The 24,737-nt window shown below is 66.1% G+C and carries 12 protein-coding genes; 4 read left to right on the top strand and 8 right to left on the bottom strand.

Going from position 1 to position 24,737, the window contains the following annotated elements; genetic code table 11:
* Window positions 1-63 precede the first annotated feature (63 nt).
* The 4 genes from ACP7AD_RS11115 to ACP7AD_RS11100 are packed head-to-tail and all read right to left on the bottom strand — an operon-like array spanning window position 64 to window position 3,456.
* Window positions 64-1,143 carry a S49 family peptidase gene (locus ACP7AD_RS11115; protein ID WP_426147364.1) on the bottom strand — a complete coding sequence of 360 codons (1,080 nt, stop codon included), beginning with the start codon at window positions 1,141-1,143 and terminating at the stop codon, window positions 64-66.
* A gap of 21 nt (window positions 1,144-1,164) precedes the next feature.
* The gene (locus ACP7AD_RS11110) at window positions 1,165-1,530 is read right to left on the bottom strand and encodes a Rieske (2Fe-2S) protein (protein WP_426147362.1); all 366 of its coding nucleotides are present in this window, start codon (window positions 1,528-1,530) and stop codon (window positions 1,165-1,167) included.
* Window positions 1,531-1,545: 15 nt separating this feature from the next.
* On the bottom strand, window positions 1,546-2,205 hold the full coding sequence (locus tag ACP7AD_RS11105) for an HAD family hydrolase (RefSeq protein ID WP_426147360.1): 660 nt from the start codon (window positions 2,203-2,205) through the stop codon (window positions 1,546-1,548).
* A 54-nt stretch (window positions 2,206-2,259) separates the two neighbouring features.
* Window positions 2,260-3,456, bottom strand: a complete 1,197-nt coding sequence (locus tag ACP7AD_RS11100) for an RluA family pseudouridine synthase (RefSeq protein WP_426147358.1) — start codon at window positions 3,454-3,456, stop codon at window positions 2,260-2,262.
* Window positions 3,457-4,046: 590 nt separating this feature from the next.
* Between ACP7AD_RS11100 and ACP7AD_RS11095 the strand changes: the two genes are divergently transcribed.
* On the top strand, window positions 4,047-7,319 hold the full coding sequence (locus ACP7AD_RS11095) for an Rne/Rng family ribonuclease (RefSeq protein WP_426147356.1): 3,273 nt from the start codon (window positions 4,047-4,049) through the stop codon (window positions 7,317-7,319).
* A 502-nt stretch (window positions 7,320-7,821) separates the two neighbouring features.
* On the opposite strand, the gene ACP7AD_RS11090 is transcribed toward ACP7AD_RS11095, so the two are convergent.
* From ACP7AD_RS11090 to hemC, 4 genes are read right to left on the bottom strand one after another with little or no spacing between them, the layout of a single operon-like run.
* Complete coding sequence (locus ACP7AD_RS11090; protein WP_426147354.1) at window positions 7,822-9,111, bottom strand: heme biosynthesis HemY N-terminal domain-containing protein; 1,290 nt, start codon at window positions 9,109-9,111, stop codon at window positions 7,822-7,824.
* Window positions 9,112-9,148: 37 nt separating this feature from the next.
* Entirely contained in the window at window positions 9,149-10,306 is a 1,158-nt protein-coding gene (locus tag ACP7AD_RS11085) for a uroporphyrinogen-III C-methyltransferase (protein WP_426147352.1), read from the bottom strand.
* Window positions 10,303-11,166: a uroporphyrinogen-III synthase gene (locus ACP7AD_RS11080; RefSeq protein ID WP_426147351.1), complete on the bottom strand. Its 864-nt coding sequence runs from the start codon at window positions 11,164-11,166 to the stop codon at window positions 10,303-10,305. Before ACP7AD_RS11080 ends, ACP7AD_RS11085 begins: the two co-directional genes overlap by 4 nt.
* Window positions 11,167-11,185: 19 nt before the next feature.
* On the bottom strand, window positions 11,186-12,181 hold the full coding sequence (gene hemC / locus ACP7AD_RS11075) for a hydroxymethylbilane synthase (protein ID WP_426147349.1): 996 nt from the start codon (window positions 12,179-12,181) through the stop codon (window positions 11,186-11,188).
* Between the two features lie 91 nt (window positions 12,182-12,272).
* Here hemC and ppc point away from each other — a divergent pair, with 91 nt between their 5' ends.
* From ppc to ACP7AD_RS11060, 3 genes are all read left to right on the top strand, one after another.
* Window positions 12,273-15,179, top strand: a complete 2,907-nt coding sequence (ppc, locus tag ACP7AD_RS11070) for a phosphoenolpyruvate carboxylase (RefSeq protein WP_426147347.1) — start codon at window positions 12,273-12,275, stop codon at window positions 15,177-15,179.
* A gap of 143 nt (window positions 15,180-15,322) precedes the next feature.
* Window positions 15,323-15,568 carry a hypothetical protein gene (locus ACP7AD_RS11065; RefSeq protein WP_426147346.1) on the top strand — a complete coding sequence of 82 codons (246 nt, stop codon included), beginning with the start codon at window positions 15,323-15,325 and terminating at the stop codon, window positions 15,566-15,568.
* Between the two features lie 4 nt (window positions 15,569-15,572).
* A complete protein-coding gene (locus ACP7AD_RS11060) occupies window positions 15,573-23,771 on the top strand; it encodes a GH36-type glycosyl hydrolase domain-containing protein (protein WP_426147345.1) in 8,199 nt (2,732 codons plus the stop codon).
* The last annotated feature ends 966 nt before the right edge of the window (window positions 23,772-24,737 follow it).

The raw sequence follows: 24,737 nt of genomic DNA, 5'->3' as shown, positions 1-24,737 counted from the left end.
ATTTCCGGTGACACAAAAAAAACCCGCCTTCTGGGCGGGTTTTTTTGACGCTCTTTACGCTGGTTAGCGAAGCGCGGGAATTGCCTGGAATGCTTTCATGGCACCTTCGCCCAGGGCGGCGCCAAACTTCTTGGCGAGGCGCTCGGCCACGTTGTCGCGGCGCGTGTAGTCAATGATTTCCTCGACCTTGACGACCTCGCGGGCAACGTAGTCGAGGTTGCCCAGGTGGTCGGCCAGGCCAAGTTCCACCGCCTGCTGGCCGTTCCAGAACAGGCCCGTGAACATCTCGGGCGTTTCCTTCAGGCGACTGCCCCGGCCGGCCTTGACCACGGCGATGAACTGCTGGTGAATCTGGTCCAGCATGCTTTGTGCGAAAGCCCGCTGTTTGTCGTTTTGCGCGCTGAAGGGGTCTAAAAAACCCTTGTTTTCGCCGGCGGTCAGCAAGCGGCGTTCCACGCCGAGCTTGTCCATCAGGCCGGTAAAGCCAAAGCTGTCCATCAGCACGCCGATGCTGCCGACGATGCTGGCCTTGTCAACGAAAATCTGGTCGGCCGACACGGCGATGTAATAAGCGGCCGAAGCGCAGCTTTCCTCCACCACGGCATAGACCGGCTTCTTGTGCTTGGCCTTCAGGCGCAGGATTTCGTCATTCATCATGCCGGCCTGGACCGGGCTGCCGCCTGGTGAATTGATCAGCAGCACGATGGCCTTGGAGCCCTCGTCTTCAAAGGCCGAGCGCAAGGCGGCATTGACGAACTCGGCGCTGGCATCGGCACCCTGGGCAATTTCACCCTTGATCTCAACCACGGCGGTGTGCGGCACGCTGGGGTCGGTGACCGGGGTGCCGCGCTGCAGCACCATCCACAGCAAGATGACAAAAAACAGCAGCCAGGACAGGCGCACGAAGGTTTTCCAGCGGCGCGTGGCCTTTTGCTCGTCAAGCGTGGCAAATACCAGCTTTTCAAGTGTCGCCCTCTCCCAGCCGGGAACGCTGGACGAGTCTGCCGCAGCGTACTTCCCCTTCAATTCGGCGCCATCTTTCACCTGCGGCGCAGGGGGTTGCGGGTGGTCTGGCGGAGTTCCCGGCTCCCTGGACGGATCAAAGGAGGAGTCGGTGTTACCGGGTCGGTTGGAATCGTTCATGGGGCTAGTTTAGAGATGTATTCAAAACAACAAGGGTTTGAGGTTGTAGGCTGCGTGCCAGAAGACCACCCCGTCGCGCTCGGAAAGCATGATCTTGACCAGTCCCGCGCGGCACGGGCCGCCGGCGCACGCTCCGGTATCGGGCCGGTAGGCCGCGCCGTGGCTGGCGCACAGCAGCCACTGGCCGCTGTCGTCAAACACGCGGTTGGGCTGCCAGTCCAGCTCCATCGCCACATGGGTGCAGCGGTTCAGGTAAGCCTGCGGCCGGCCCTCAAAACGGATGGCGAAGGCGCGGCAGGTCTGGCCGGCGTATACCACGTCAAACCCCACGGCCAGTCCGCCGTCCGCAAGCTCGCGGCTGTTGCAAAGCGGCAGCAACTCATCCATGGGCTCAGGCCACCCTCAGCCGTTGGCCAGCAGCCACTGGTGCAGGTCCTGCACCGAATGCGCCACGTGCAGCGGATTGAGCACGGTAAAAGTGGCCGGCTCATGCGCGCCATAACTCACGCCAACGCTGGCGCAGCCGGCGTTCAGCGCCATTTGCAGGTCGTGCGTGGTGTCGCCGATCATCAATATCCTGCTGGCAGGCAGGTCGAACTGCGCCATCAGTTCGTGCAGCATCAGCGGGTCGGGCTTGCCGGCCGTCTCGTCGGCGGTCCGCGAGCCGTCAAAAACGCCCCTGAGTTCAACGCTTTTGAGCGCCTCGTCAAGTCCGTGCCGTGACTTTCCGGTCGCCACCGCCAGCCAATGGCCACGGGCCTTGAGCGCGTCGAGCAGCGAAAGGACGCCTTCAAACAGGCTCAGGTCATTGAAATGGGTGGCGTAATGGTGGCGGTAGCGGGCACCGAGTTCCGGGTATTTCTCGGGCGGCACGTCGGGCGCGGCATGGGCCAGCGCCTGCATCAGGCCCAGTCCGATGACATAGGCGGCAGCTTCCTGGGTCGGCTGCCTGCCGCCGACGTCGCAAACGGCGGCCTGGATGCAGCGCACGATGATCTGGGTGGAGTCGAACAGTGTTCCGTCCCAGTCAAAGGCAATCAGGTCAAAATTTCGAGTGTTCATGACCCGGATTGTCGCTGGACCGCATGAACGATGCGTGACCCGCTTTGCAATTTTTCAAGGATTGCCGATTTCCGCAGAAGGCTCAGCCGTGCGGTAGGGCATGAATTGCTGCAGTTCCGCCGGCAAGGTCGCCTGTAGCTGGACTGCCTTGCGGGTCTTGGGGTGGTTGAACTTCAAGCTCCAGGCATGCAAAAACATGCGCTTGAGCGAAGGCGAGCCTGGGCTGCTTTTTTGCAGCGCCTTGTTCAGCTCGAAATCGCCGTACTTGTCGTCGCCGGCAATCGGGTGTCCCTCGCCGGCCAGATGCACGCGGATCTGGTGCGTTCGGCCGGTCTTGATGGTGACTTCGAGCAGGCTGAACGGCGTGCCGGGCGCCAGCGGATTGGCGGCAATCTCGGCCTTCACCTTGACCAGGGTGACCGAACGCATGGCATCGGGATGGTCGTTGGCGACGATTTTCACGCGCCGCTCGCCGTTGGGCAGCAGGTACTTGTGCAGCGCCTTGTCGATCACGCGCAGCCTGGCGGGCCAGTTGCCGCTGACCAGCGCCAGGTAGACCTTGTCGGTTTCACGCTCGCGGAACTGCTCCTGCAGCAGCTTTAGGGCCATGCGGCGCTTGGCGATCAGCAAAATGCCGCTGGTTTCGCGGTCCAGCCGGTGCACCAGTTCCAGAAAATCGGCCTCCGGCCGGGCCATGCGCAGTTGCTCGATGATGCCGAAGCTCACGCCGCTGCCGCCATGCACGGCCACGCCGGCCGGCTTGTCGATGGCCAGCAGAAAGTCGTCCTCGAACAGGATCGGGAATTCAGCAGCAGGCGCATAGCCGCCGACGGTCGAGCTGGCGCCGTGGCGCGCCACTTCGGTCATCACGCTTTGCATGACCTGGGCTTTTTGCTCGGCGCGCTCCGACGTGCGCACCGGCGGCAGGCGAACGATGTCGCCTGCCTCCACGCGGGTGTCGGCATGCGCCCTGCCCTTGTTGACGCGCACTTCACCGCTGCGGATGATGCGGTAGACGTGGGTCTTGGGCACGCCCTTGAGCTGGCGGATCAAAAAATTGTCGAGCCGCTGGCCCGCATAGTCCTCATCGACCGTGACCAGGGTTGCTTGCGGCACGGTGGCCGCTGCTTCAGGGGTTTGGGGTAGCGGTATAACCTGGACGACAGGCACAACGGCAGCAGGAATGGGGCGAAATGGCGCTTTTGCCGGGCGTTTTGCCTTGCCGGAAGCTGCCCCTATAATGTGTTTCACTAGCGATACGCTGTAAGTAGTTGATTTGTCTGGAGTTTAGTCCACACCAATCCAAAGCCCCTGAAAAGGTCTGCAAACAGCCTCGCTGGAAGGTCGATGCCACTGGTGGCGGTAGCCCACAAGCGACGCGTGCCAGGCACCTCGCGACACGGGAATTGCCATGCAGACGAGTCGACGCTTTGCGAATAAAACCACGGAATACCAAGGGATGCAGCTTCAGGTCACGGACCCGGGGCTGCGTCCGGATCCAGCTGAGATCAAGTCTTTTAACGGGTAACCCTCTGATGACAACACGGGTCAGTCTGATTTTTAGTTGCCTGCGGCGCCTTCTGGCCCTGCTTTATGGCATAAATCAGCCTGTAGCCCTTGCACAGCGGGCGCAAGCAGCTACTGATTTTGTAGCAAATCCCGTCAGATACCTGCTCACTCCATCCACGCGCCTACGCCCAGACTGAAACTAGCCGACCGGTTTCCTGTCGGCCAGTTTGCTGTCAAAAGCTCTCCGGCAATTCCCCACGTTTGCACTGCGTTGCTCCTGGTGTCGTTCAGCCATTTTTGGGCTTTAGAACGAAGAACAGTTAGGAACATTCATGAAACGCATGCTGGTCAATGCTACCCAGGCCGAAGAACGCCGCCTGGCCATTGTCGATGGACAAAAACTCCTCGACTACGAAATTGAAATCGAGGGGCGCGAACAGCGCAAGGGCAACATCTACAAGGCCGTCGTCACCCGCGTCGAGCCTTCACTGGAAGCGTGCTTCGTCGATTACGGCGAGGACCGCCACGGCTTTTTGCCGTTCAAGGAAATCTCCAAGCAATACTTCACGCAAGGCGTGTCGGTCAGCCAGGCGCGCATCAGCGATGTGATCCGCGAAGGCCAGGAACTGCTGGTCCAGGTCGAAAAGGAAGAACGCGGCAACAAGGGCGCGGCGCTGACGACCTTTGTCTCGCTGGCCGGCCGCTATGTCGTCCTGATGCCGAACAACCCGCGCGGCGGCGGCGTGTCGCGCCGCATCGAAGGCGAAGACCGTGCCGAGCTGAAGGAGGCAATGGACAAGCTGGAATACCCGGCCGGCGCCAGCATCATCGCCCGCACCGCAGGCATCGGCCGCAGCGCCCCTGAATTGCAATGGGATTTGAACTACCTGCTCAAGCTGTGGACCGCGATTGACGGCGCTGGCAAGGGCGGCAAGGGCGCCTTTTTGATCTACCAGGAATCGAGCCTGGTCATTCGCGCCATCCGCGACTATTTCAACAGCGACATCGGCGACATCTTGTTCGACACCGACGACGTCTATGAACAAGCGCGCCAGTTCATGGCGCATGTGATGCCCGAGCACGAGCACCGCGTCAAGCGCTACCGCGACGACGCGCCGCTGTTCTCGCGCTTCCAGATCGAGCACCAGATCGAGTCGGCCTATGCGCGCACCGTGCAGTTGCCATCGGGCGGCGCCATCGTCATCGACCACACCGAAGCGCTGGTATCGGTAGACGTGAACTCGGCGCGCGCCATCAAGGGCGGCGATATCGAGGAAACCGCGACCCGCACGAATCTGGAAGCGGCTGACGAAGTGGCGCGCCAGATGCGCCTGCGCGACCTGGGCGGCCTGATCGTCATCGACTTTATCGACATGGAAGAGTCGCGCAACCGCCGCGATGTCGAAAACCGCCTGCGCGACGCGCTGCGCCAGGACCGCGCACGCGTGCAGTTCGGCACCATCAGCAAGTTCGGCCTGATGGAAATGAGCCGCCAGCGCCTGCGCCCTGCGTTGTCAGAAGGCGCGTCGATTCCGTGCCCGCGCTGCGGCGGCTCGGGCCATATCCGCGACACCGAAAGCTCGGCGCTGCAGATTTTGCGCATCATCCAGGAAGAGTCGCTCAAGGACAGCACCGCCTCGGTGCTGTGCCAGGTGCCGGTCGATGTGGCGTCTTTCCTGCTGAACGAAAAGCGCTCCGAGATCAGCAAGATCGAGATGAAGCAGCGCATCAACGTGCTCCTGGTGCCCAACAAGACGCTGGAAACGCCGAACTACAAGCTCGAACGCCTCAAGCACGACGACCCGCGCCTGGACAACATCGAAGCCAGCTACAAGATGGCTGAAGAGCATGAGGACCCGACCACGGTGACGCGCCGCAGTCAGGAAAAGCACAACAGGCAGGAACCGATCATCAAGGGCGTGCTGCCCGATGCGCCGGCCCCGATGGCCCAACCGAAACCGGTGGCCGTTGCCCCGGTGGCGGTCAAGGCGCCGCCTGCGCTGCCGGTTCATGTTCCCGCGCCTGCCCCAGCGGAAAAGGGCTTGTTCGGCTGGATCAAGAACCTGTTCGGCATGGCCGAAACACCTGAGCCGGCATCCGCGCCCGTCCTCCGGGAAGTGAAAAAGGAAGCGCCGCAAGCCGATACGCCGCGCGAAAGCCGGCCTGTCGAAGCACGCGGTGAACAACGACCCGAACGCGGCGGGCGCACGGAGCGCGGCGGACGCGGTGATGGCGGCCGTGGCGATGGCCGGCGCAGTAGCAGCCGTGGACGCCCCGAAGGCGCCGCGCCTGAAGGCCGTGCCGAAGCGCGTCCGGACAGCCGTGGCGGCGAGCAGCGCCGTGAACGCAGCCCTGAAGGCCGCGCCGAGGGCGGCCGTCCCGAGCGTCAGGAACGCCAGGAGCGGCCAGCCAGTGAAAGCCGTGGAGAAAACCGCAACGAAGTCCGGGGCGAGAGCGAATTCCAGCCGCGCAATGACGCGCAGGGCCAGGTTCGCGAAGCCCGTGGCGGCGAGCGCGGCCGCACGCGCGAAGGCCGCGCCGAGCGACCAGAGCGCAGTGACCGGCCAGAACGCGGCGAGCGCATCCCGCGCGATGCCGTCGAGCAGGATCTGGCACTGGCCAATCAGGCGGCCATGGCTGCCGCCATGGGGGGCGACGCTCCCGCACCGCGCCAGGAACGGTCGGTTGAAGAAAACGGGCGTGACGCCGAGCGCCGCCCGGCCGGCGGACGCGATGAAACGCGCAGCGAAGCCCGCAATGAAGCACGCGCCGAAAGCAGCAGCGAGCAGCCGCAGGTAGAAGGCCGTCGTGAACGCAACGAACGGGGCGGCGAACGCTCCGGCCGCCGCAACGAGCGCCGGGGTGAGCGCAGCGACAGCGCTGCCGCACCGGTTGAAGGTGCGCAGGCTGACAGTTTCGATGCGGCGCATCCGGCGGTCATATCCGGCCCGGACGAAGCAGGCAACGCAGGAGCACTGGTGTCATCGACCGACGTTCAGGCGCGCCCTGAAGGTCAGGAAGAAAATCAGGAGCGCCAGCCGCGCCGCAGCCGTGACCGCTATGGCCGCGAACGCCGTGAACGCAGTGATCGCGGCGAGCCGGCCGTGCAAGGCGAGGAAACCATGGCCAAGGCCAGCGTTTTTGAGCCAAATCAGCCCTTCCCGCAGGATGGACAAGCGCCTGTAGCTCCTGAATTGGTAGCGCCGCAAGCCCTTCCAGTGGCAGCGATTGCGCCAGCGCCTGTCGTTATTCCTGCGCCAGTGCCTGCGGCTGTTCCGATGCCTGTCGCGACACCGGTGCGCATACCCCCAGCGCCAGCTGCAGCACCGCAAGTCAAGGCCGCAGGCCTGCCCAAGGTCCAAGCCTACGACCTGCCTTTGCAGGACCTGGCCCAGGTGGCTGAGGGTTCGGGCCTGCAGTGGGTCAATTCCGACGCCGCCAAGATCGCCGAAGCGCAGGCGGCCATTGCCGCTGAAGTCAAGCCGATCACGGTACGGCGCGAGCGCCCTGCCCCGGTGGTGGTGGAAGAAGCCCCGCTGGTGCTGGTCGAGACCAAGCGCGATTTGGCCAGCATGCCCCTGCCGTTCGAGAAATCGGCCGACTGACCTAACCAGCCCGGCAGCCTGAGTCCCTGAAACGAGACTTCAGGCGCAGCCCAGGCGCCAAGGCCGCATCCCACGCACGGGATGCGGCCTTTTTTTGTCTGCTGGATGCTGACGGATTCAGCTGCATGGCCCGATCACAGGGCGGTCGTAGGGTGCGTGTTGGGGCGCCGTGCCTGCCTTTCGGCAGGGACTTGCCTGGATGGCGAGGGACTAGAGCAGTTTTGCCCTGATCTGAAAAAAAATTGTCCGTCATTCCTGCGGAGGCGGGAATCCAGAAGGCGCGGCAAGGGCGGTGCGCCGTGTACACACCGGACTGGATTCCCGCCTGCGCGGGAATGACGGCAGGGTTTGAGCCCGGCGCGCCCAGGCATGACCATGTTTGCAGGTCAAGGTGACACCGCTCTAGCCCCAAGGGAGCGGGCTTGCCTGCGTTAAAGCGCGATGCGCGGTAGCAGCCAGCACGCGCATCAACCTGCATGCGGTGCGAGAGTAGAGGGGCCGGTCAGGGCTGCGCGGCGCGCTTGTAGGCCTCGGAGGCGGCAGCATCGTCCTCGCGCTGCTCGGCCAGCATCGCCAGGGCGCGCCAGGCGTTGCGGTGCAGCAGCCGGTCCTGCAAGGCCGGCGCGGCCTGGCTCAGGAGCTGGCGCGCCTTGCCCCAGAGTTGCCGGCTCAGGCAGGCCATGCCGGCCAGGTACAGCAAATAGGCGTCGCGCGGCCGACTCACCTGGGCGGCCTCGATGCGCGCCAGCCATTCGCCATCGAGCGTGTCCATGCCGGCTTCCAGCACCGTGATGAGCTTGATGCGCAGGTTGTCGCCCAGTTCAGACCGGGGCTCCAGCATGCGCTCCCACACCGGCAGGAGCCAGGAACGGGCCAGCGCCGCATCGCCATGCAGGCTCATCAGCCGGGCGGCCGCGTGTACGCACAGCTCGGGCATGGCGCGCTCGCTGTCGTCCAGCAACGCCCAGGCCTGCTGCAACTGCACCGGGTCATGGGCATCGTCGAGCAATTCGAGCGCCAAGCCGCGCAGGATGCTCTGCGCTGCGGCGGGCGAGAACGCACGGTGCTTGGCCAGCAGGCGCGCGGTTTCCAGCGCCTGCAGGGTCTGCCGGCCGTAGCGGGCGGCGCGCAGCTTCATGCGCAGGGCCAGCGTGCGGCGCGACGCGCCCTGCGGCAACTGGCCGAGCCAGTCGAGGGCGGCGCCGGCGTCATGGTCTTCGAGCGACCAGCGGGCGGCGCGAAACAGCACGCCCTCGCGCACTTCCTGGGCATGGCGGGCGGACGAATTCTGCAGCGCCAGCGCCAGGTGCTGGTTGCGCAGTGCCTTGTTTTGCAGCGCCTGCGCGCTTTCGGCCACTAACAGGTGCGACAGCGAGCGCAGCTGGCTGGCCAGGGTGTCGCTGTGGCCGGTGGGGTGCCCCGTGGTTTCGGTGGTCACGCCCAGGCTTTTTTCCTGCGCCAGCGCATTCTGGGCCGATTTGGCCGAGCGGATGAAGCGCCCGGCCATCAGATGGGCCAGCGCATCCATGAGCGCGCCGTACATGGCGCGCTCTTTTTGCTGCGCACGCCAGCGCCGCGCCTCGACCGGCAGGGAAAACAGCGCCGACAGTGCGCGCGATGCCAAGTACAGCAGCATGAACAGCCCGACCAGCAGCAGCACCGTCAGGTTGAAGGAAACATCGACCCGGTGCGGCGGCCAGAAAACGGTGACGACCGCCTGGTTATTGCCGGCAAACAGGGCGACCGCGACGGCAATGCCGAACAGGGCGATGAACCAGAGAGCGGCGCGCATGATGTGGTGTGACTTGCCGGTGTGCAGCGCCGGGCGCCTAGCGGCCGGCGGCTGCGGTGGCCAGCGCGGCCAGGGTTTCGTCGAGCCGGGGCAGATCGGTGTTCTTGAGCTGGCCCTGCACCTGGACCAGCAGCTGGCGGGCGGCCTGGGTCTTGCGCGCTGCGGGATCAAAGTATTTGCCCAGCCAGTTGCTGGCGTTGAGCAGGTCGGCGCGTGCTGCGTCGGTCTGGCGCGACAGCAGCGCCAGGCGCGCGTTGAGCAGCCGCAGCTTGAGGTTTTCGCGCAGGAAAAATGCCTGCTCGGGCGCCAGCAGGGCCGCTTCGGGCTGGTCGATGCGGCTGACCCGCAGCAGCTGGCTGGCTTCCTGCCACACGCTGCCCGCGACACGGCCCGACCAGGCGCGCAGCGCCAGCGTGTCAACGCCCGGCAGCCAGGACTTTTTGCCCGCGTCCGGGGCATCGGCCTGGGGCTCGACCGCCACGGCATCGACCGAACGCGCAATGTTGTTGCTCGCCACTTCATTGACGACCGGCAGTTCATCGACCAGGCGAGCCAGCTCGTCGAGCTTGAGCATCAGCGCCGGCACGTCGGCAATGCTGGCGTTCCTGACGCGCTCGATGTCGCGGGTGACAGCGCGCTGCACCGGGTTCAGGCGCGTCTGGGCGGCGCGCGCCAGCCGGGTTTCGGCCGATTTCAGCGCGGCCAGCAAGGGCTCGGCGCTGCCGGTCAGCAAGGCGCGCTGCTGGGCCAGCCGCAGGTCGGATTCGACATCGACCACCAGGTTTTCGTCGCGCGAGCGCGACAGGCTCTGCATCAGTTCCTCGAGCTGGGTGCGCTGCAGGCTGACTTCGCCGAGGCGGGTTTCGAGCAGCGCCAGGCGCACCGACTGCTCGCGGGTGCTGTCCTGCGCGTCCTGCGCAAGGGTGCGCGCTTCGATGGACTGCGCACTGGTGTCCGTTGTGCGGCGTGCGAGTTCTTCCTGAATGGAACCGAGCTTTTGCCACAGCGCCGCGCTGGCCAGCAGGCCGGCGGCTGCCAGCGCCGCCACGGCCAGCGCCCAGCTGCGCGGCACCAGCCACGCGTCCAGCGGGGCGGCGTGCGCCACGGCGCTGGAGGGCACGCCGCGATCAAGCGCCGGCTCGCCTGGCGGCGGCGGGTAGCTCAACGGGGGCAAGGCTGGGGGACTGTCGCTCATGGATGCTGCAATTCTATCGAGCCAAGCACCTGCCGGATGTCCTGGAGCGCAGGGCGTGACTCCACAACAACACCCCAGCCGGCGGCGCGCACGGCCTGAGCGATGCGCGGGTGGGTGGCGACGGCGCGGGCGCGCCCCCAGTCCACGCCCTGCAGGCCCGCCAGCCCGACCAGATTGGCCACGGCTTCGGAACTGCTGAACAGCCAGACCGAGCCATCGGCGCTGGCTTGCCGGGCGCGCGCGACCTGCGCGTCGGCCAGCAGCGGCGCGCGGCGCTGGTAGACGCCGACAAAATCGACGCTGGCACCCCTATCCTGCCACTGGCGAACAATCCAGTCGCGCCCGGAACTGGCGGCTTCAGCGCCGGCGCTCTGACCGCGAACGACCAGCACCCTGCGGCCCTGCCAGTCACGCGCCCCGATGGCCTGCCACAGCGCCTCGGAATCAAACTGGCGGGCATCGGCCGCCGGCGCGTCGATTTGCGCGGCGGGAACGCCGGCGGCCCGCAGCGCAGCCACGGTGCCGGGGCCGGGCGCCATGAAGCGCAGGCGTGGCGGAATTCCTGAAAAACTGCCATCTGCTACTTTATCCATAGCTGCTTGCGCCCGTGCATCCTGCGCAAAAAGCCTTTTTTTCTTGAAAAAGTGCGCGACGGCATGGCCGCTGACGAACAGGCAGGCGGCATAGCCGTCCAGCCCCTGCCAGGCCTGCTCAAGCGCCTGCGCGTCGGCGGCGGCTGAAAGGGGTGCGATGTCGATCAGCGCGAAGGCCTCTGCGGGAATGCCGGCTTGCGCCAGCTGCTGCGCCCATCGCCCGGCATCGGGTTCGGGCCGGGTCACGATGGCGCGAGCGGTCGTCATGTCGTCACGCCGGAACGGCTCAGGCCAGCGGCGCGTTGCCGGCCCAGACCGCACCGCCGGCGCGCAACTGCGCCGCCACGGCTTCGCCCAGCGCCTCGGCGTCGGCAAAAGTCTGCACGACAGCGGTTTTCCGGGCCTTCACCAGCGGCGCGGGCGCGGCCTGATGGGCGCCCGACAGCGCATCGGCGGTGGCCGGCTCGCCCCAGGCGGCATCGAGGCGCAGCGCGCCGCCGCTGCCGGCAGTGACAAAAGCAGCCAGCGGCATCGAGCAGCTGCCGCCCATGGCGCGCGAGACGGTGCGCTCGGCCGTTACCGCCAGCCAGGTCGGCGGGTGCGCGAGCCCGGCCAGCGCCTCGATCAGATCGGCGCGGTTAGCGCGCACTTCAATGCCCAGCGCGCCCTGCCCGGCCGCCGGCAGCATGTCAGCGGGCGCAAAGGTGTGGCGGATGCGCGATTCGAGCCTCAGGCGCTTGAGGCCTGCGGCAGCCAGCACGATGCCGTCGTACTGGCCTTCGTCGAGCTTGCGCAGCCGGGTGTCCAGGTTGCCGCGCAGCGGCTCGATGACCAGGTCGGGCCGCAGCGCCTTGAGCAGCACCAGCCGGCGCAGGCTCGACGTGCCGACGACAGCGCCCTGCGGCAGTTCGGCCAGCGACGCATAGCGGTTGGAGACAAACGCATCGTGCGGGTCTTCGCGCGCCAGGACGCAGGCCAGCGCGAAGCCGTCGGGCAGGTCCATCGGCACATCCTTGAGCGAATGCACCGCCAGGTCGGCGCGGCCATCAAGCAGCGCGGTTTCGAGTTCCTTGACGAACAGGCCCTTGCCGCCGACCTTGCTCAGCGAGCGGTCCAGGATCTGGTCGCCCAGCGTGGTCATGCCCAGCAGCTCGACCTGCCAGCCCAGGCGGGTTTCCAGCAGCGACTTGACATGTTCGGCCTGCCATAACGCCAGGCGGCTTTCGCGCGTGGCGATGACCACCTTGCGCGTGTTTGGGGGAGTTTGAAGCGCTGCTGCCACTGGTAACCTGTCGGTAATCTATAGAGGGAGTGAATGCTAGCATGTGCGCTTTCGGTCCCATTTCACCCGCCACCAGACGCAAAGAGCCAGGATGCCAACTTCCGCACGCACGAAAAAAGTCAAGACCGCTGTCAAGCCCGACATCCCGGCTCCCGTCGCAGAAACCGTGAAGCCGGCCACGCCGTCGGTTCGCGCCCGGAACAACGAGCGCCCGCTGGTCGAGGACATCCGCCTGCTTGGCCGCATCCTGGGCGACGTGATCCGCGACCAGGAGGGCGTGGCCGCGTATGAGCTGATCGAGCAGGTGCGCACGCTGTCGGTGGCCTTTCGGCGCGATGCCGACCATGAAGCCGACAAGGCGCTCAAGACCCTGCTGAAAGACCTCAGCGGCGACCAGACCGTCAGCGTGATCCGCGCCTTCACCTATTTTTCACACCTGGCCAACCTGGCCGAAGACCGCCACCACATCCGCCGCCGCGCCATTCACGAGCGCGCCGGCGACACGCAGGAAGGCAGCATCGACGTGGCGCTGGCCAGGCTGCGCTGGGCCGGCATTGCGCCCAAGACCATCTCGGACACGCTGGCGCGCAGCTTTGTCTCGCCGGTGCTGACCGCGCACCCGACCGAGGTGCAGCGAAAAAGCATCCTGGACGCCGAGCGCGGCATTGCCCAGTTGCTGACGGCGCGCGACAGCATCAAGGCCATGGCGCTGGCCGTGAGCAGCGCCAAGGATGCGCTCACGCCGCGCGAGCTGGCAGCCAACGAGGCGCAGCTGCGCGCCCGGGTCATGCAGCTGTGGCAAACGCGCCTGCTGCGCTTTTCCAAGCTGACCGTGGCCGACGAAATCGAAAATGCGCTGAGCTACTACGAGGCGACCTTTCTGCGCGAGATTCCGAAAATCTACGCCAGCCTGGAGAGCGAGCTGGGCATGCAGCCGGTGCACAGTTTTTTGCGCATGGGCCAGTGGATCGGCGGTGACCGCGACGGCAACCCCAACGTCAATGCCGACACGCTGAATTACGCGCTGCGCCGGCAGGCTGACGTGGCGCTGCGCCACTACCTGACCGAGGTGCATCTGCTGGGCGGCGAGTTGTCGATGTCGGCCATCCTGGTTGACTGCAGCGCCGGGATGCAGGCGCTGGCGAAAAAATCGCCCGACACCAGCGAGCACCGCCAGGATGAACCCTACCGCCGCGCGCTGACCGGCGTCTATGCCCGGCTGGCGGCCACGCTGAAAACGCTGACCGGCGGCGAAGCGGCGCGCCATGCAGTGGCGCCGCAAAACGCCTACGCCAGGGCCGAAGATTTCCTGGCCGACCTGCGAACGCTGCAGGCCTCGCTGATCAGCCACCATGGCCAGGCGCTGACCGCCCAGCGCCTGCATCCGCTGATCCGCGCCGTAGAGGTATTCGGCTTTCACCTGGCCACGGTCGATCTGCGCCAGAGTTCGGACAAGCATGAGGAAGTCATCGCCGAACTGCTGGCGGTGGCGCGCATCGAACCGGGCTACGCCAGCCTGAATGAAGCGGCCAAGCGCACGCAACTGCTCAAGCTGCTCAACGACGCCCGGCCGCTGCGCGTGCTGGGCCATGTTTATTCGGAACTGGCCCAGACCGAGCTGGCGATTTTCGAAGCCGCCCTGAGCGCGCGCGCGCGCTTCGGCAAGGAAGCGATTCGCCACTACATCATCAGCCACACCGAAACCGTGAGCGACCTGCTCGAAGTGCTGCTGCTGCAAAAGGAGGTCGGCCTGATGCACGGCGTGCTCGAAGACGTGCTGGACCCGCTTGGCTCGCGCTGCGACCTGATCGTGGTGCCGCTGTTCGAAACCATCGAGGACCTGCGCAATGCCGCGCCCATCATGCGCGAGTTCTATGCGCTGCCGGGCGTGGCCAGCTTGCTTGCGCGCAGCGGCGCGGAGCAGGACATCATGCTGGGCTACAGCGACAGCAACAAGGACGGCGGCATCTTCACCAGCAACTGGGAGCTGTACCGGGCTGAGATTGCGCTGGTCGAGCTGTTCGACCAGCTGGCCGTGTCGCACGGCATCACGCTGCGCATGTTCCACGGCCGGGGCGGCACGGTTGGGCGCGGCGGCGGACCGAGCTACGAAGCCATTCTGGCCCAGCCGCCGGGCACGGTGCGCGGCCAGATCCGACTGACCGAACAGGGCGAGGTCATCGGCTCGAAATACGCCAATCCGGAAATCGGCCGGCGCAACCTGGAAACGCTGGTCGCCGCCACGCTGGAGGCCACGCTGCTGCAGCCGACCAAGCCGGCGACCCCGGCGTTCCTGCAGGCCGCCGACGAACTGTCGCGGGCCAGCATGGCCGCCTACCGCGCGCTGGTGTATGAGACGCCGGGCTTCACCGAGTATTTCTTCAGCGCCACGCCGATCCGCGAGATTGCCGAGCTCAACATCGGCTCGCGGCCGGCATCGCGCAAGCCCTCGCAAAAGATCGAGGATCTGCGGGCGATTCCCTGGGGCTTCAGCTGGGGCCAGTGCCGCCTGACGCTGCCGGGCTGGTACGGTTTCGGCAGCGCCATTGAGCAGTTTTTGGGCCAGGGCGGCTCGCCGGAGAGCCGCAAGGATGCGCTGGCGCTGCTCAAAAAAATGTACCGCCAGTGGCCGTTTTTCCGCACGTTGCTGAGCAACATGGACATGGTGCTGGCCAAGAGCGATCTGGCGCTGGCGTCCCGCTATGCCGAGCTGGTGGGCGACACCAAACTGCGCAAGAAGATTTTTGCCGCCATCGACGGCGAATGGCACCGCACCGCCCACGCGCTGCTGCTCATCACCGGCGAGCGGCAGCGGCTGGCCGGCAACGCGGCGCTGCAGCGCTCGATCCGCCACCGCTTTCCGTATATCGATCCGCTGCACCATCTGCAGGTCGAGCTGGTGCGCCGCTACCGCGCCGGCCAGACCGATCAGCGGGTGCAGACCGGCATCCACATCTCGATCAACGGCATTGCCGCCGGCCTGCGAAATACCGGCTGACAGGCAGTATCGACCGGGTCCTACACACCTAACAGGGGCCGCTTGATGGCGGCGCGGGCCGGCAGGTTCTAGCATCAGTGGTATGCCAAATATGCCGCGTTTTCAGCGCGTCAAGAGCACCAACTTCTGAGAGGACCTGATCCATGACCCCTTCCCATGCACAGTCTGCTCACCGCCTTTCCCTGAGCAACGAGTTGGTATCCAGCGACTTCATGGCGCTTGCTTCGCACATGATCGACTGCCAGCGTTCGCGCGGCCGGTTTTTCATCTTGCGCACCCGGCTTGAAAGCCTGCATGCCGTCACGGCACCCAGGCTTGTCACGACCGGCGCCGCGCTGGTGGTGTGCAGCCTGGGCCTGATCGGCCTGGGCCTGCTGACCATGGCTTGACCGGGTGAATCCTGCCGTTCTAGACCGACTTGCAACGCTCAGCCCCCATGCCAGAGAAGTCCTGCAGTCGCAGGAGGGACCTGCCGAATCACCGATCCGGGCGGAGCTGTTTGGTATTCAGCGTTTCGAAGAGCACGGCTGCAGCCTGGCGCAAGCGCAGGTCGTTGAAACCGATGCACAGTCGCTGCGCCACGCGCCCTTCTTTCCACGCGTTGAAGAAAACCTGGCGGCGCTGCGCACTGCTTATGACTATGTCGCGCTGACCTCGCACGGCGGCCACTACGCCACACCGGCAGCCGAATGGCTGCTGGACAATTTCCCGCTGATCGAAGCGCAGCTGCAGCAAATCCGCGAAGGCGTGCCGCGCCGTTTTTACGCCCGGCTGCCCAAGCTGGCCGTGCTGCCGCTGCGCGGACTGCCGCGTGTGTACGGTATTGCCTGGGCTTACGTGGCGCACACCGACAGCGTGCTAAACCCGGAACTGTTCACCGCATTCCTGAACGCCTACCAGAGCTGCAGCGAATTGCGCCTGAGCGAACTGTGGGCCTTGCCGACGACGCTGCGGGTCGTGCTGCTGGAAAACCTGCGCCGCATGGCCGACGACATTGCGCGCAGCAAACTGGCGCGTGAAGTCGCCCATGCGGTCTGGGACAGCTGGCAAGGGCTGGACGAGGCGGACCTGGACAGCATCGACAGCCTGATGCGCAAGCGCGGCGTGCAGCGCAGCTACCAGACCCAGCTGTGGCAGCGCCTGCCGACCGAGCTTTCAGGCGATCCGTCCGCCATGGTGCGCTGGATCGAGAAAAACTGCCCCGATGGCCATGCGCTGATGCTGGAAAGCCAGAGCGCCCAGGTCGCGTCCAACCTGACGGTTGGCAACATCATCACCACGCTGCGCGCGATTGGCCAGATTGACTGGGTCGAGCTGATCGAGCCCGTCAGCCGCTCCCTGCAAGTGCTGCGGCACCTGCCCGGCTTTGCCAGCGAAAGCGAAAGCACGCGACAGCAGATCACCCGGTCCATGGAGCAACTGGCGCGCGACAGCGGAGAAACCGAGCAGGAGGTGGCCCAGGCAGTGGTGACGGCGGCCCAGGCGGTGCCTGCCGACCTGGCAGCAGACGCCGCCGAGCGAACCGCAGGCTTTTACCTGATGGGCGACGGCCGAGCCCGACTGGAAGCTGACCTGGGCATGCCGGCGCAGCGCGCCCGGCAACGCCTGAACTGGCGCAGGTGGCGGCTGAGCCTGTACATCGGCTGCATCACGCTGGCGACGCTGGTGATGGTGGCACTGGCCACGCGCCATGCCGACTGGCACCGCTGGCAGACCCTGGTGGCGCTTTTCCTGCTGGCCGGTCCGGCTTTCGAGGCCGCTTCGGCTTTTGTGCACCGCCTGATTGCCGAGTCGCTGAAGGTCCAGCCTTTGGCGCGCCTGGGCTTTGCGTCCGGCATTCCGCCTGAGCACCGGGTGCTGGTGGTGATCCCGACGCTGCTCACATCCACGCAAGCCAGCGACGAACTGCTGCAGCAGCTGGAGTTTCACTGGCTGGCCAATCGGGAAAGCGAAGCCCAGTTTGCCCTGCTCACCGACTGGGTCGATGCGCCCGACGCCAGCCTGCCCGGAGACGCCGGCCTGCTGCACGATGCGCTGGCCCGGCTGGAAACGCTGAACGCACGCTATCCGGCAGGCGCGGGCAGAGCGCCGCGCTTCCTGCTGATTCACCGGCCGCGCAGCTGGTGCCAAACCCAGCAGCGCTGGCTCGGCTGGGAACGCAAGCGCGGCAAGCTTGAGCAGCTGATGCGCCTGCTGGCCACCGGCAGCATGGAAGGCTTCCTGCCGCTGGCTGCGTCCCTGCGGCTGGCCGAGGGCATCCGCTACGTGGTCACGCTGGACAGCGATACCGGCCTGCCGCCGGGCGCGCTGCGCGAGCTGGTCGCCATTGCCGCCCATCCGCTGAACGCGCCAAAGGTAGACGCCCGTTTGCGCCGGGTGGTCAGCGGCTACGGCATCCTGCAGCCCCGCGTGGTCACGCCCCTGCCCGGCCGTTCGGAAGACACCGCCTACCACCGGCTGTTTGCCGGCCAGTGCGGCATCGATCCCTACAGCAGCGGCGCCTCCGATGTCTACCAGGACCTGTTCGGCACCGGCAGTTTCAGCGGCAAGGGCCTGCTGCATGTCAGGGCTCTGCATGCCGTGCTGGATCAGCGCCTGCCCGATGAAACGGTGCTCAGCCACGACCTGCTCGAAGGCAGCATTACGCGCTGCGGCTTTGTCAGCGACGTGATGCTGGTTGAAGACCCGCCGCACCATGCCGGCGTGGCCGCCATGCGCAACCACCGCTGGACACGCGGCGACTGGCAGCTGATTCCGCTGCTCTGGGACGCCAGGCGCTACGGCATCGATGCGCTCAGCGCGTGGAAAATGCTGGACAATCTGCGCCGCTCGCTGGTGCTGCCTGCCGCGTTCGCACTGCTTGTCTGGGTGATCTTCACCGGCGCATTGCCCTTGGGCACCGCACTGCTGGCGGTCATTGCCGCGCTGCTGGCCGGGCCGCTGCTGGGCGCGCTGGCCGGCCTGGTGCCAACGAACGCCGGCATTGCCTGGCGCCACTTTTTCAAGGGCGGACGGACCGAGCTGCGCGTCACCCTGGGCGCCGCTGCCTGGCAGTTCAGCCAGATACCTGCGCAATCGGTGCTGCTGCTGGACGCGGCGCTGCGTTCCATCTGGCGCATGAGCGTCAGCCGCCGCCGGCTGATGGAATGGACCACTGCGGCGCAAGCGCAATCGGCGTCGCGAAAAGAGCTTTTCGTGTTCGTGCAACAGCATGCTGCAGCGTCGCTGCTGTGCGCCGCGCTGGTCATGGCCGCGCCCTGGGCGGTCCATCCGTGGGCCGGCATCTTCCTGTTTCTGTTCTGGGGGGCATCGCCGATTGCGGCGTGGTGGGCCAGCCAGCCGCGCCCGGCCAGCGCGGAGCATGCGCTGTATGCCGGCGACAAGCGCTACCTGATGGCGCTGGCGCGCGACACCTGGCGTTTTTTCGAGCGCAGCGTCGGGGCTGAGGACAACCACCTGCCGCCCGACAACCTGCAGCTCGTCCCCGACCCCCTGCTGGCGCACCGCACGTCGCCGACCAACATCGGCCTGTACCTGCTGGCCATCTGCTGCGCGCGCGAATTCGGCTGGATCAGTACCGACGAAGTCATCCGGCGCCTCCAGGCATCGCTGGACAGCATCGACAAACTGACCAAGCACAACGGCCACCTGCTCAACTGGTACGACACGCGCACGCTGGAAGTCCTTCTGCCGGCCTATGTGTCATCGGTCGACAGCGGCAACCTGGCTGGCCTGCTGCTGGCCGTGGGCCAGGCGTGCCGCCAGCTGGCCCGGCAAGACGAAAAGGAAGGAGCCGATGGCGGGCTGGCGCAGGCAGCGCTGCATAGCCTGGCCGGGCGCTGCGCCAGTCTGTACGAGGCGATGAATTTCAAGGGCCTGTACGACCCCAAGCGCCGCCTGTTCCACATCGGCCTGAGGGTTGACGACCTGGCGCTGGACATCAGCTACTACGACCTGCTGGCGTCCGAGTCGCGACTGACCAGCTTTCTGGCGATTGCCAAGGGCGACGTGCCCAAGCGCCACTGGATCGCGCTGGGCCGGCCGTTCCTGTCGGTGGGCGGCACGCCCGGGCTGGCTTCCTGGTCGGGCTCGATGTTCGAATACCTGATGCCATCGCTGCTGATGCGCGAGCCCGCGCAGGGCCTGCTGCAGACCATGGCCCGATCAGCCATTGCCTCGCAGCGCGAGTTCGGCCGGCAGCAGCAACTGCCCTGGGGAATTTCCGAATCGGCTTATTTCGCTCAGGACCATTCGCTGGCCTACCAGTATTCGCCCTTTGGCGTTCCGCGCCTGGCGATGCGGCGCACGCCGCTGACCGACCGCGTGGTGGCGCCTTACGCCACCGTGCTGGCCACACTGTTTGAACCGGCGGTGTCGGTAGCCAACTTGCGCCGGCTCGAAGCGCTGGGCGGGCGCGGCGAACTCGGAATGTTCGAAGCGCTCGACTTCACCGCTTCGCGCCAGCCCGAAAGGCAGGCCTTCAGCATTGTCCAGACCTTCATGGCGCACCACCAAGGCATGTCGCTGGTGGCGCTGTGCAATGTGCTGTGCCTTGATGCACCCCGGCGCTGGTTCTGCGCCGAGCCCCAGGTCGCCGCGCATGAATCCCTGCTGCATGAACGCACGCCGCGCCAGATCATTGAAAGCGCCAGCCCGCGCCAGCCGCCCGCGCTAGAGGCGCAAAGCAGCGCGCCGGTGTTCCACTCGCGCGAGGTCAACCCGGCGCAGCTCGGCTGGAAACCGACCCACCTGTTGTCCAACGGGCGCTACAACGTGGCCCTGCGCGCCAGCGGCGCAGGCGTCAGCCGCTGGCATGGCCGGAACATCAGCCGCTGGCGCGACGATCTGCTGCGCGACAGCCAGGGCTGTTTTTTCTACCTGAACCTGGGCGGCAACGAAGGCACCGGGTCGCTGACCGCCGCGCCGGCGCCCCTGCCGGGCTGGCGCTACCAGGCGCGTTTCATGGCCGACCGGGTGCAGTTCGATGCGCAGGGCGACAGCCTGAACACCAGCATCAGCGTGCTGGTCAGCCCCGAGGACGACACCGAACTGCGCACCGTGCTGCTGCACAACACCGGCCGGACCGAGCGCATCGTCGAACTGGTGTCGTGCTTCGAGGCGGTGCTGGCGGACCCGCGCGCCGACGAAGCCCATCCGGCGTTTTCCAACCTGTTCGTGCAGACCCGCTGGGAGCCGCAGTGGCGCGCCCTGCTGCTCAAGCGCATGCCGCGCCTGCATGGCGACCCGCAAATGGCGGTCGCGCATTTCCTGGCCGAGGCCGATGCCGACCTGCTGTCGGTCGATTGCATCGCCGACCGCCGGATTTTTGCCGGGCGCCACCAGCCGCAGCACCGGCCCGCCCTGGGGGACCAGCCCATGGATGCCGACGGCAACCCGATCAACGGCCTGGACCCGGTGGCCAGCCTGCGCCTGACCTTGCGGCTGGCGCCCGGTGCCGTGGCCCGCCTGACCTTTGCCACGGCGGCGGCGCAGACGGAAGACGAACTGATCGCGCGCATCGACAAGTACCTGCAGCCCATGCACATCGTGCGCGCCACCCAGATGGCGGCCACGCTGGCGCAGGTCCGGCTGCGCGACCTGACCCTGACGCCAGAGGAACATCTGGCGGTGCAGGACCTGACCACCGCCTTGATGTACAGCACGCCCCGGCTGAATGCCGTGGCCGGCCCGCTGGACCAGCGCCAGCTGTGGCGCTTCGGCATTTCCGGCGACAAACCCATCGTGCTGGTGCGCATCCAGGGCGCCAGCGGGCTGCCGCTGGTCCATGCCCTGCTGCGCGCCCAGCCGTGGTGGACTTTCGGCGGCCTGGCGGTTGACCTGGTGGTGCTCAACAGCGAGCCCAATTCCTACCTCATGCCGCTGCAGCGCGACATCCTGGCGCTGCGCGACCGGCTGATGCAGCACGTGCGCAACAGCTTTGCCAAGGGCTCCGAGCTGTCATCGAGCTTTCACCTGCTGCGCGACCCCGAAACTTCCATCGCCGAAAAAGCCGCATTGGCCGGGCTGGCACGCGTGGTGCTGACGGCGGACGGCCGGGGGCTGGAAACCCAGGTGGCCGCCCTGCGCGTCGGCGTCTGGCCGGCGCAGCAGGTCAGCCTGGCCGGCGGAACGCTACTCTCAAGCCGGCCTGCGACCCACCAGCCCGAAGGCAAGCCGGCCATTGCAGAAGCCGTGCAAGGGGCCGGCCAGTTCGATGCGGCCAACGGCGAGTTCTGGTTTGACCTGCAGGGTGGCCAGTCGCTGCCGCGTCCGTGGGTCAATGTCATCGCCAATCCGGACTTTGGCTTTCAGGTGTCGGAAACCGGCAGCGGCATGAGCTGGGCCGGCAACAGCCGCATGCACCAGCTCACGCCGTGGTCGAACGATCCGGTGGGCGATCCGGCGTTCGAGCACTGGCTGCTGCAGGACATCGACAGCGGCCAGGTTTTCCCGCTGGCACCCTCAGTGCTGGCAGCCAGCGGCAGCCGCTGGCGTGTGCGCCACGGCCAGGGCTATTCGGTATTCCAGGGAATGCAGGGCGGACTGCAGGTGGAAACCACCTTTTTCGCCGACATGCAGGACGCCGTCAAGGTGGTCCAGATCAAGGTGCGGCTGGACGGCGGCAAGCGCAGGCGCCTGCGCGCTGTTGCCATGGTCGAATGGCAGATGGGCGACGCACGCGGTCGCCGGCGCACGCTGGAGACCTGGAAGCCTGCGGCACGCGCGGTGCTCATGGCCCGGCAGCAGGAAACCCGCGACGGCTATGGCGGCAACACGGTGTTCCTGGCCATGGCGGGCGCATCCAGCCGCCTGCAATGGACCTGCGACCGGGGCGAATTTTTTGACACGCTGGGCCGGCTTTTCCTGCCCGCCGCTCTGGCCGGCCAGAGCGGCACCGGTTGCGACCCCTGCGCCTGCCTGGCCAGCGAATTTTCACTGGCCGGCAGCGAAGAACTAACCTTCAGCTTCATCCTCGGCCATGCCGCCGATGCTTCCCAAGCCGATCAGATGGCCGCCCGCTGGACGCAGCAGGTTTGCACCGACGCCCTGGCAAATGTCAAGGCCACCTGGTCTGGCTTGCTCGGCAAGGTGCAGGTCCGCACGCCCGACGCCCGTTTCGATGCCCTCATCAACCATTGGCTGCTGTACCAGACCGTGGTCTGCCGCCTGTGGTCCAAGGCCGGCTTCTACCAGGCTGGCGGCGCATCGGGCTTTCGCGACCAGCTGCAGGACTCGATGGCGCTGGCGCTGGCAGACCCGGCGCGCCTGCGCGCGCAAATCATACTCAGCGCCTCGCGCCAGTTTCCCGAAGGCGATGTGCAGCACTGGTGGCACGCGCCCGGCGGCGAAGGCGTGCGCACCCATTTTTCGGACGACCTGCTGTGGCTGCCCTATGCCTGCAGCCACTATTTACAGGTCACGGGCGACGCCGGTGTGCTCGACGAGGACGTAGCCTTCATCGACGGGCCGCCCATTCCCGAAGGCGCGGAAGACGCCTATTACGCACCGTTGACCAGCAAACAATCGGCCAGCGTCTACGAGCACTGCGCCCGCACCATCGACCACAGCCTGGCGCTGGGCGCGCACGGCCTGCCGCTGATGGGCACAGGCGACTGGAACGACGGCATGAACCGTGTCGGCCATGAGGGACGCGGCGAATCGGTCTGGCTGGGATGGTTTTTGTGCAGCGTGGTCGAGGGCTTCGCGCCGGTGGCCACCGGGCGCGGCGACGAGGCGCGCGCCCGGCGTTGGCAGGAAGCGCGCACCGGCTGGATCGCCGCGCTGCACGACGCCGGCTGGGACGGCGCCTGGTTTCGCCGCGCCTTTTTCGACAACGGCGCAGCGCTCGGCTCGGACGCCAATGCCGAATGCCGCATCGACCTGATTGCGCAGGCCTGGTCGGTGCTGTCCGGTGCCTCAACGCCGGCCTTTACCCGATCGGCCATGCTGGCGCTGAACAGCCAGTTGATCGATAAAAAGGCCGGCCTGCTGCGCCTGCTCGATCCCCCGTTCCGGGACTCGGCCAACAACCCCGGCTACATCCAGGCCTATCCGCCCGGCGTGCGCGAGAACGGCGGGCAGTATTCGCATGCCGGCGTCTGGGCGCTGATGGCGCAGGCGCTGAGCGGCGATGTGGAAGGCGCCTGGCGCAGCTTCGAGGACCTGAGCCCGGCGCACCGCAGCGCACATTCCGGGCGCGGCCCGGCCTATGAGCTGGAGCCGTATGTGATGGCCGGCGACGTCTACAGCGCCGAACCCTATGTGGGCCGGGGCGGCTGGAGCTGGTACACCGGTTCGGCTGCCTGGCTGTACCGGGCGGGGCTTGAAACGCTGCTGGGTCTTTGCGTGCAGCCGGGCCGACTGTCGCTGTCGCCGCGCCTGCCCGCGCACTGGCCGGCGGTCGAGCTGCGCCTGCTGCTGCAGGGCCATGACATCACCGTGCGCTGGCAGCGCGAACCGGCGGGCGCCGCGCCAGTGTCGGACAGGCAACTGGACTGGGGCGAATGGACGCGGCTGGACACGCTGCCCGCCAAGGCGGTGTTGCTGGTGCGAGGTAACGCAGCGCCAGTGCTGCCTGAATGCTATCAATAAAATAGCTTTTTACGCCCGTATAGCAAGCGCTAGAGGCATATTTGATGCTCAAACGGGTCACTACTTGTCTTGCTGCAGGTCAACGGCTTTGTCGGTCCTTGGGGTTGGCCTTGCTTGGCATAACGCAGGGCTGCGGTCTCTTTTTCCTGCTTTTCTTGGGTTTTTGGGTGTGGAGCGCCTTCCCGGCGGAGGGTAACTTTCTTTTTGGGCAAAAAAGAAAGTCACCAAAGAAAGTTGCCTTGGGATCGGGAGCGGATCAGAGCTGGGCGCTCTGACGGGCCATCGCTTCGCTCGGCCCTGGGTTCCTTGATCGGCGGCCGGTGGCCAATGCCTGGGACTGGCTGGTTCGACCGCTCATTCGCCAACAGCTTCACGCTCTGCTTGATCGTCTCTTTTGTGCATCAAGCACTGCAGGCAGTTTCTTTCCCATTTTTTCCTCGGTCAAGGCCAGAAGGCTGACAGCGAACAGTGAAAAGAACCATCCTTGTTCCGCAGCCACTGACCCACAAGCGCGCACTCAAAGGGCGAGGAAAAAAATGGCACAGCCGGCAACTAACAGCTGAGGGAGTCGGAAATTGTAAAAGTGCCGGTTTTAAATGGCTGTCATTGCGGGCTTGACCCGCAATCCATGACCCCGAATTCATGGATGCCGGGTCAAGCCAGGCATGACAGGGGTACATCGGAAATTTCTGCTTCCCCAACAGCCAACGATCAAAATCGACGCACGCAGCGCAAGCCAGCCAGCCAGCCAGCCAGCCAGATCAAGCAGAGCGTGAAGCTGTTGGCGAACGAGCGGTAAAACCAGCCAGCCATCGGCATCGCCACCAGCCGCCGATCAAGGAACCCAGGGCCCAGCGAAGCGATGGCCCGTCAGAGCGCCCAGCTCTGATCCGCTCCCGATCCCAAGGCAACTTTCTTTGGTGACTTTCTTTTTTGCCAGAAAAGAAAGTTACCCCCCGCCGGGAA

The organism is Polaromonas sp. DSP2-3-2b2, from assembly GCF_049895905.1.
Lineage (GTDB): Bacteria > Pseudomonadota > Gammaproteobacteria > Burkholderiales > Burkholderiaceae_C > Polaromonas.
Note: the sequence above shows the minus strand (reverse complement) of the source record. Positions and strands in the feature narration are given on the sequence as shown.